9 protein-coding genes and 2 pseudogenes are annotated in these 7,144 nt (G+C 56.2%); 3 read left to right on the top strand and 8 right to left on the bottom strand.

Going from position 1 to position 7,144, the window contains the following annotated elements; all coding sequences use genetic code 11:
- Positions 1 to 82: 82 nt before the first annotated feature.
- The 5 genes and pseudogenes from M6F29_RS10825 to M6F29_RS10805 all read right to left on the bottom strand — a co-directional run bounded on the left by M6F29_RS10825 (position 83) and on the right by M6F29_RS10805 (position 4,547).
- Positions 83 to 412 carry a helix-turn-helix domain-containing transcriptional regulator gene (locus M6F29_RS10825; protein ID WP_298159677.1) on the bottom strand — a complete coding sequence of 110 codons (330 nt, stop codon included), beginning with the start codon at positions 410 to 412 and terminating at the stop codon, positions 83 to 85.
- Complete coding sequence (locus M6F29_RS10820) at positions 413 to 760, bottom strand: type II toxin-antitoxin system RelE/ParE family toxin (RefSeq protein ID WP_298159675.1); 348 nt, start codon at positions 758 to 760, stop codon at positions 413 to 415.
- A 412-nt stretch (positions 761 to 1,172) separates the two neighbouring features.
- Positions 1,173 to 3,140 carry an alpha amylase C-terminal domain-containing protein gene (locus tag M6F29_RS10815; protein WP_298159673.1) on the bottom strand — a complete coding sequence of 656 codons (1,968 nt, stop codon included), beginning with the start codon at positions 3,138 to 3,140 and terminating at the stop codon, positions 1,173 to 1,175.
- Positions 3,141 to 3,221: 81 nt separating this feature from the next.
- Positions 3,222 to 3,439: pseudogene (locus tag M6F29_RS10810) on the bottom strand (IS3 family transposase); the annotation flags it as partial.
- A gap of 187 nt (positions 3,440 to 3,626) precedes the next feature.
- Positions 3,627 to 4,547 (bottom strand): LysR substrate-binding domain-containing protein, encoded by a 921-nt coding sequence (locus tag M6F29_RS10805; RefSeq protein ID WP_298159671.1) that lies wholly within the window; start codon positions 4,545 to 4,547, stop codon positions 3,627 to 3,629.
- A gap of 112 nt (positions 4,548 to 4,659) precedes the next feature.
- Between M6F29_RS10805 and M6F29_RS10800 the strand changes: the two genes are divergently transcribed.
- From M6F29_RS10800 to M6F29_RS10790, 3 genes are read left to right on the top strand one after another with little or no spacing between them, the layout of a single operon-like run.
- Positions 4,660 to 4,980, top strand: a complete 321-nt coding sequence (locus tag M6F29_RS10800; RefSeq protein WP_298159668.1) for a carboxymuconolactone decarboxylase family protein — start codon at positions 4,660 to 4,662, stop codon at positions 4,978 to 4,980.
- 40 nt (positions 4,981 to 5,020) lie between these two features.
- A complete protein-coding gene (locus tag M6F29_RS10795; RefSeq protein WP_298159666.1) occupies positions 5,021 to 5,410 on the top strand; it encodes a tautomerase family protein in 390 nt (129 codons plus the stop codon).
- A 21-nt stretch (positions 5,411 to 5,431) separates the two neighbouring features.
- Positions 5,432 to 6,016 carry a DUF4865 family protein gene (locus tag M6F29_RS10790; RefSeq protein WP_298159663.1) on the top strand — a complete coding sequence of 195 codons (585 nt, stop codon included), beginning with the start codon at positions 5,432 to 5,434 and terminating at the stop codon, positions 6,014 to 6,016.
- A 194-nt stretch (positions 6,017 to 6,210) separates the two neighbouring features.
- On the opposite strand, the gene M6F29_RS10785 is transcribed toward M6F29_RS10790, so the two are convergent.
- The 3 genes and pseudogenes from M6F29_RS10785 to M6F29_RS10775 all read right to left on the bottom strand — a co-directional run.
- On the bottom strand, positions 6,211 to 6,624 hold the full coding sequence (locus M6F29_RS10785) for a DUF6362 family protein (RefSeq protein WP_298159661.1): 414 nt from the start codon (positions 6,622 to 6,624) through the stop codon (positions 6,211 to 6,213).
- A complete protein-coding gene (locus M6F29_RS10780; RefSeq protein ID WP_297500468.1) occupies positions 6,617 to 6,820 on the bottom strand; it encodes a hypothetical protein in 204 nt (67 codons plus the stop codon). Before M6F29_RS10780 ends, M6F29_RS10785 begins: the two co-directional genes overlap by 8 nt.
- Before the next feature lie 11 nt (positions 6,821 to 6,831).
- A pseudogene (locus tag M6F29_RS10775) lies at positions 6,832 to 7,144 on the bottom strand (hypothetical protein); the annotation flags it as partial.

The following is a 7,144-nucleotide window of genomic DNA, read 5'->3' as shown; positions in this document are numbered from 1 at the left end:
TCATATCCATTCGGCTTCCGCCCACGGTCTTGATTTTATTTTCTCGGGTGACGCGACAACTTCCCTGACACCGGGGGCCCCATCAAGCCTGATGCACAGTGTGTGTCTCGAAAGATACGTTAAGAACCTTCCTGATTGCTGAAAAAACCGCAGAAAGACTTTCCATGGTAGGGTTGCCGCGAGCAGAAAGCATGCGATGTACACTCTTGCTCGGACGGTTGGTTGCCGTGGCAATTTGCTCAAAGCCCACGGTGGCATTCACCACATCGCGCAGCAATAAGCGTGACGCCTCTGCCTCACCATTGAGAAACATATCCGTTGCCTCTCTCAGCAATGCTTCGGCAAATGCCGGATCTGCCTTGATTCTGGCTTGTAATGTTGTACTGGAATCTACAGTGAGTTGTCCCATCATTTATCCTTTTTGATTTTTCTTTAACATGGCCTTACGGGCATCGTAATCATCGCGCAGCTTTTTCGCCTGCCTGATATCGGCGACCTGACTATTTTTTGTACCGCCACCAAGTAACACAATTAATACATCGCCATCATGGATGAGGTAAATCCGAATTCCCGGTCCCCAATCAATCCGATATTCCTTGAGCGTTCCGTCTATAGGCTTTACATTCCCCATGCTGCCCGCCATCATGCGCGCACGAGCGGCGGCCACTTTTGCGGCATACTCAATGGACAAATCATTGAACCACTCCGCATAGTAGTTCTTCTGTTCGCTGGTTACGTATTCTTCAATCTTGATAGCCATGGCCAGATAGTAACCTACAGGTTACTTATCAGCAAGATAAAAACAGTGGGGATTTGTAAAAATTTCAATCGGAGAGAAATATTCTGTAGGGATCGTGCTTCCACGAAGGGCAGGTTTGGGGCTACGAATTCACAACCATGACGGACTCTGGCACATTGTTGCCGGGGGCGGCCGTATATTCTCGACATGCCTACCCTACAATCCAACAGATAGAAATCTCTGTATTGCGGCCATGACATTTCGCTGTCCAACCATGGATGGTTTGCACACAACGGACCGGCAGGTTTCAGGGTTGGCCAACCCTGCTTTGAATTGTTTCATGCTTGCCTCCATGCAATAACCAGTTGTTCTGAGACGTCAATTTTGGAGCAGTCCAACCGTGAATCCTGCGCTTGATTGAAGTCTCATACGCTCAACTGCGTGCGAACACCACGATGGTGTTGGCCGGGATCACGACCGATGCCGAGGTCGCGAACCCGTGCATCGGCGGCCCGTCGGCTTGGACGCCGCCGCCATTGCCGGCAACCCAGGGGTTGACCCAGTTGTCGTAGACGTCACTGTTGAACACCTCGCGCCAGAAGCCCGCCGACGGGAATCCTAGGTGGTAACTCCACCAGGTGCTTTCGGCCAAGGTTGCGACCACGACTACGTCCTGGCTGGTCGGCAGCCAGCGGTGGAAGGCGAGTACCCGGTCCGCGTCGGAGACGTAGTACGGATGGACGTTGTCGCTGCGTAGCGCTGGCTGGCTGGCGCGCAGCCGCACAAGCTCCTGGGTGAAGCGCAGATGGTCGACCATGACCTCGTCGCCGTCGTTAAGCGCGGCCCAGTCGGGCAGGTTGGAACCGCCCGGGTTGGTGTCCCAAGGCCGCGTCTCCAGGAACTCCTGGCCCATGAACAACTGAGGAATACCGGGCGCGGTCAGCAACAGGCCGGTTGCGACGCGGCTGCGGCTACGCGCGTACCACGAGCGGGGATCGGCCGAGTCGGCCAGCACCGGGATGCGTGGGTTACGGCCGGCCAGCACCAGATCGTGGTTTTCGACGCAGGTCACTGCCCGCCAAGCGTGGTCCAGCCTCGGCGGATAGAGCACTGCGGCGATCGCCGACATCGAAACTGCCGCCGAGGCACCGTAGGACGCGGCACCGATCGCACCGCGCAGCGCCGAGCGCAGCGCATCGTGCTGCACCACATCGAAACCAGCGCCGCCCTGATCGGCCGGCTGCAGGACCGGCTGGACGCTGGTCGGGATGTCATCGAACTCGCCCGGCCAGAACTCGGCATTTTGCAGGAAGCGCGGCTGCGCGGCTCTGAGACGGGTCGTCAGCGCGCGGCAGAACGCCCAGCCATTCGCTTGGTTGGTCGACAAAAGAATGCTGATCTCGTCGTAGCGCAGTCCGTCAGCGTGGAACTCGTCGATGTAGTACTGCGCATTGTCCTGCAGGAGGCGGCACACATCCTGGTTCCACATGGCAAAGGCGAGGCCGCCGGTGCCGCGATCCTGGTTGGTGAAATAGAGGCTGTCATTGTTGTCGCCGAGATTCGGCACGCGGTCGAAGTAATAGAGGCAGTTGTCGTCGAGCGCGCCATCCACGGTGGTGAAGCCGCCGGCATGGTTGTAGACCACGTCGAACGCGACCGCGATGCCGTAGACATGACACAGATCGACCAGCACTTTGAGTTGAGCGGGCGCAGACGCGATGTCCGCCGGCACCAAGGGCGCCAGCTCTTTGGCGGCGAACAGGCCGTTGACCTTTGCGAGATACCCCGGCAGGGTCGCGGCATTGGCGACATAGGGGAAATCCGGCGAGAACAAGTCAGCCCCGCTGTAGCCCAACCCGGGATTGGACTCTTGTTCGTCCATCGGCAGCGGCTGCAGCATGTTGATGCCAAGCGCAGCGAGATAGGGCACCTTGCCGGCCAAATCGAGGAAGTTGGATGAGACACCGGGCGTGGCGATCGCATAAGTCCCGATATGGGCTTGGTAGATCACGATGTCGGAAAAGTCGGGCGTGCGGAACCCCGCATCGTGCCAAGGGTATGAACCGGTTCGCCGCAGGATCGCGAAACAGTTAGGGAAGGCGGCAGAGGGGCCAAGTTCGGCGGCATAGGGATCGCGCTTGTAGCCGTTTTTGCCGGTGCCATTGACCCAGAAGCGGTACGAATCGCCATCTGCGGCCCCCGCCTGAAAGCCGGTCCAATATCCCGCAATATCCTTGGACAACAGCCGGTCAGGCGTCTGCCGATCATAGGACACGCCGGCGAAGCATCCGTTGAGATACACAGCTGTCGCTCGCGGCGCCCAGACCTTGAAGGTGGCCCCGCCCGGCACCAGGTGCGCGCCAGTGGGGGTAGTGGCGGAGATGTTCTGCTGCGAGAGCATGCACCCTTCCTCCCGAACGACACGAGCACGCGGTGTTAGAACACACGGCGCTTGTCAGGACAGATGTCGCGTCGACCATCTTCAAACCGCCAACCGAACTGGTCGTTCAGGGTTCAGTTGGACGGCACCTACGAGCCCCCAATTACGGGTAGCACCTGACCAGCGCAAAGGGCCCTTTGCCCTGGCCTCTTGATACACCACATGACGCTTGGTCAGTATCCCACAATCTTCCCTCCGAGTCGCTGTGCAGGGGTCACAAACCGGATCCGACCGTGACGATGCTCGATGTTATACCTCCGCCACGCTCATGTTTATCGGGGGCAATAACTTCCCCAATACCGCTATCTTGCGTTCCTCAGAATACCTGCTCATATCCATTCGGCTTCCGCCCACGGTCTTGATTTTATTTTCTCGGGTGACGCGACAACTTCCCTGACACCGGGGGACGTCATCGCCATCTTCCCAAGGTGCAGTTGGTGATGGATTTTATTTTCGGGGAGTTTGCCAGTTTACGCTAATCACTGGCCTACACCGATAGGCTCCAGTCGCGACCAAGTCGTTCAGGCTGGCCAGTAATATTTCTGCTAGCCGCCTCACAGGTTGCGCCGGTTTGGATTCGGCCTGGTGTAATACCAGGCTTATTTTTGGCAATTCAGGCAGGCCATTGAGTAAAAGCAACTGGTTAGGGAGTCCGACTTGGGTGCGGACAGTGATGCCAAGGCCGGCACTTGCGGCAGCCCAGATGCCACTCAGGCTAGGGCTGGTGAATGCAAGACGCCATGGAATGGCGGCGCGGTCGAGCGCTTCGGTTGCCGCGCTTCGCATGAGGCAGGGCGACTCAAACGCAACCAAGGGTAGGGGTTCGTCGTTGGCCGTGTATGTCCAATCAGCCCTCCCGATCCAGTACATTGGTAACGAGGCGATGAATTGGCTATAAGAGGTTCTTTTCCCTGAGTCCCAAGCCAGTGCAAGATCAAGGTGTCCGCTCGTAACGAGACCAAGCAACTCCGCGTTGCGTGCCACCCGTGCCTCGATGCGGATGCGTGGATGGGCACGGCTGAAATTACCGAGAACCCCCGTCAGGAGATGTTCGCTGAAGTCTTCCTGCAGACCAAGTTTCACGCAACCCTCTATTCCCGTACTCCGCACTACAGTCGCGGCTTCATCGTTCAGTTCGAGCAGGCGCTTGGCATAACCGAAGAGCGTTTCGCCGGTAGGAGTGAGTACCATGCCGCGCCCAGACCTGCGCAGAATGGGTTCATCCACTTGGTCTTCGAGTTTCTTCAGTTGCGCACTTATTGCAGACGTGGAACGTCCGAGTCGGTCGGCTGCTTTGGCAAAACTACCTAGTTCTATGCCGAGTACGAAACTGCGCAGTACATCTAGGTCGAACGTTAACCGCCCCATTTTAATCGTCCATATTTTTGGAATTGTCTGTTCAATATTTTCTGATATTTGGGATTATCTTTGCTTGATATTATTACGCTGTCAAGTTCATATTCAACCAGGGAGAAGCCAGATGAATGAGATGCAAAGTTACGGACAGAGGGCTATGGGTCAAGATGCCCACAAACTGGCGGAAGTGACGGACAAAGTGCTGTTCGGGGACATCTGGGAGCGTCGCGAATTGTCGAAACGCGACCGTAGCGTCATCACTGTCGCCGCACTCGTGGCCATGTACCGGCTGGAGCAGTTGCCGTTCCATCTCAACCTGGCCCTTGAGAATGGCGTTACCAAGGGGGAGTTGATTGAGGTCATTACGCACTTGGCTTTCTATTCCGGCTGGCCTTCGGCCGCCTCGGCGATCAAGTTGCTGAGTTCTGCTGCGGAGCAGGACTGATCACGTAAAAAATCGGCAAACGAAAATAGGAGAATATGCCATGCCCTACGCCAGAATATCCCTGATGAAAGGCAAGTCACCTGAGTATCTTAGGGCGCTGTCCGACAACCTACATCGGGCACTTGTTGAAACTTTCGGCGTTCCAACAGGGGACCGCTTTCAGGTCTTTCATCAACTTTCGCCAAATGAATTCGTGTTCGACCGCGATTACTTGTGCGGTCCCCGCAGCGACGACTATGTGCTGATCGCCATTTCGGCCGGCCGTCAACGCGATACCCAAGTCAAACAGGCCTTTTACCGTCGGCTCGCTGAGTTGCTGGGGGAGGCACCGGGTATTCGACGCCAGGACGTGATGGTGGTGATTAGCACGACAGAGGCGGATGAATGGTCATTTGGTGATGGCATCGCGACCATGGTCGGCGATGACTGAAACCCACTAAACGGAGGCAACATGTTGGCGATGCAATACAGTTTCACTCTTCCAGCCGACTACGATATGTCTATCATTCGGGAGCGAATTGCGACCAAGGGGCATTTGATGGATGATTTTCCATTGCTCGTTTTCAAAGCGTTTTTGCATGCCCGACGCGATCATGGGCGGCACCATGCCTGTGAAAACCTCTACGCGCCGTTCTATCTATGGGAAAACGCTGAAGGGATGAACCGCTTTCTCAGCAGCAGTGGTTTTGATGCCCTGACGGCATCCTTCGGCTGGCCTTCAATAAAGACCTGGTCGATATGGGCGTCGAGATTGCTTCCGACACATGTTGGAGCAGTCTGCGCAACGCGCGAGATCGTGCAGATTCACCCCCACACCGTACTGTCCGACCTGCAAAATGCAGAAACCGAAAGGGTGGGGGTTGATGTCGAAAACGGTGGCGCACTGGGAGCCATTGTTGGTTTCGAGCCGAATACCTGGACCTTGGTACGTTTCCGACTGTGGTTGAAGTATCAGGAATCTTTCGATCAAGCGAACGTGCAGTTCTATGAAGTCGGTCATATGTCCATCCCCGCTAAATTCCGCACACAAGAATAAGCATAGAGCTTCGTTGTGAAGGCCCACTTTTGGGGCAATTCTCGAACGTCCTGTATTGGCACATTATTGCGGAGACGACCGTATGTTTTTCGATATGTCTACCCTACAATCCAACAGACAGAAATCTCTGTATTGCGGCCATGACATTTCGCTGTCCAACCATGGATGGTTTGCACACAACGGACCGGCAAGTCTCAGGGTTGACCAACCCTGTTTTGAATTGTTTCATGCTTGCCCCCATGCAATTCAGCGGCTACTCTCTGCAATGCCTTCTGCCAGCGACGCCAGGCGGTAGTTCTGCAACAACCGAAACGCCGGGCAATGTCCCGCCAGTCATATTGTGCGGCTCGCATCCAGAGCAGATGCCGCTGCTCCACCTCGAGCCACAGCATCCAGCGCATGGTTTCCAGCATCCGGTCGATGGCGGCTGGACTGGGGGGCAGGCATCGGTATTCAGGTTTTTCCAGCGCAAGGGTTTCCCACTGATCGCGGGCAAAGGCTGGCCAGACGTTGAAATAGCCCTGCACACGAGCCGGTGGAAGCCGTCGCCCCGTATCTGCGGCTTCGGCAAATCGTGCGGCCACCTCATCGATGTCCATTTTATCCATGGCGTTTCCCTCCATAGAGCCGATTGCCGATGCGTCGGATGAACTCCCGTTCCACGAAGTCCAGACGGGTGTCGTTTTCCGAGATCACCAGAATGTGCTGTTCCTGCCAGCCATTTCTCTTGGTGGCTTCGATATCCGTGGGTTCCGGCTGATAACGCCCAAGTGGCGATGAATAACAGCGAGGATGGATTTTCATGAGAGGCTCCTTCATTTTGCCCAATCAGGCCGGAAATCATCGGGTAACGAGGCGGGGCCGGATGCTCCAGATTGGATACATTGACGCAGCAGTGCTTCACGCCGGGCGTAGAACTTTGCCTGGGTATTCCCTGCGACATCAGCCCATGCCTGCCGGTTGATGGCCTGTCTCTCGGCACGGGAAAGTTCAATGAGAGCAACGGACCTTGCTGGAGTGAGCCCCTGTTGCAACTGCTGAATCTGGCGCTCACAGTCGATGAAGTAGCGTCGTACTTTCCTTCCCCGGGCTGTGCGCTCCACCATGGCCAGTTCCTTGGCCATATCC

It is taken from the genome of Ferrovum sp., assembly GCF_027317285.1.
In the GTDB taxonomy this organism is placed as follows: domain Bacteria; phylum Pseudomonadota; class Gammaproteobacteria; order Burkholderiales; family Ferrovaceae; genus Ferrovum.
The sequence above is the reverse complement of the archived record's forward strand: the minus strand, read 5'-3'. Positions and strand labels throughout refer to the sequence as shown.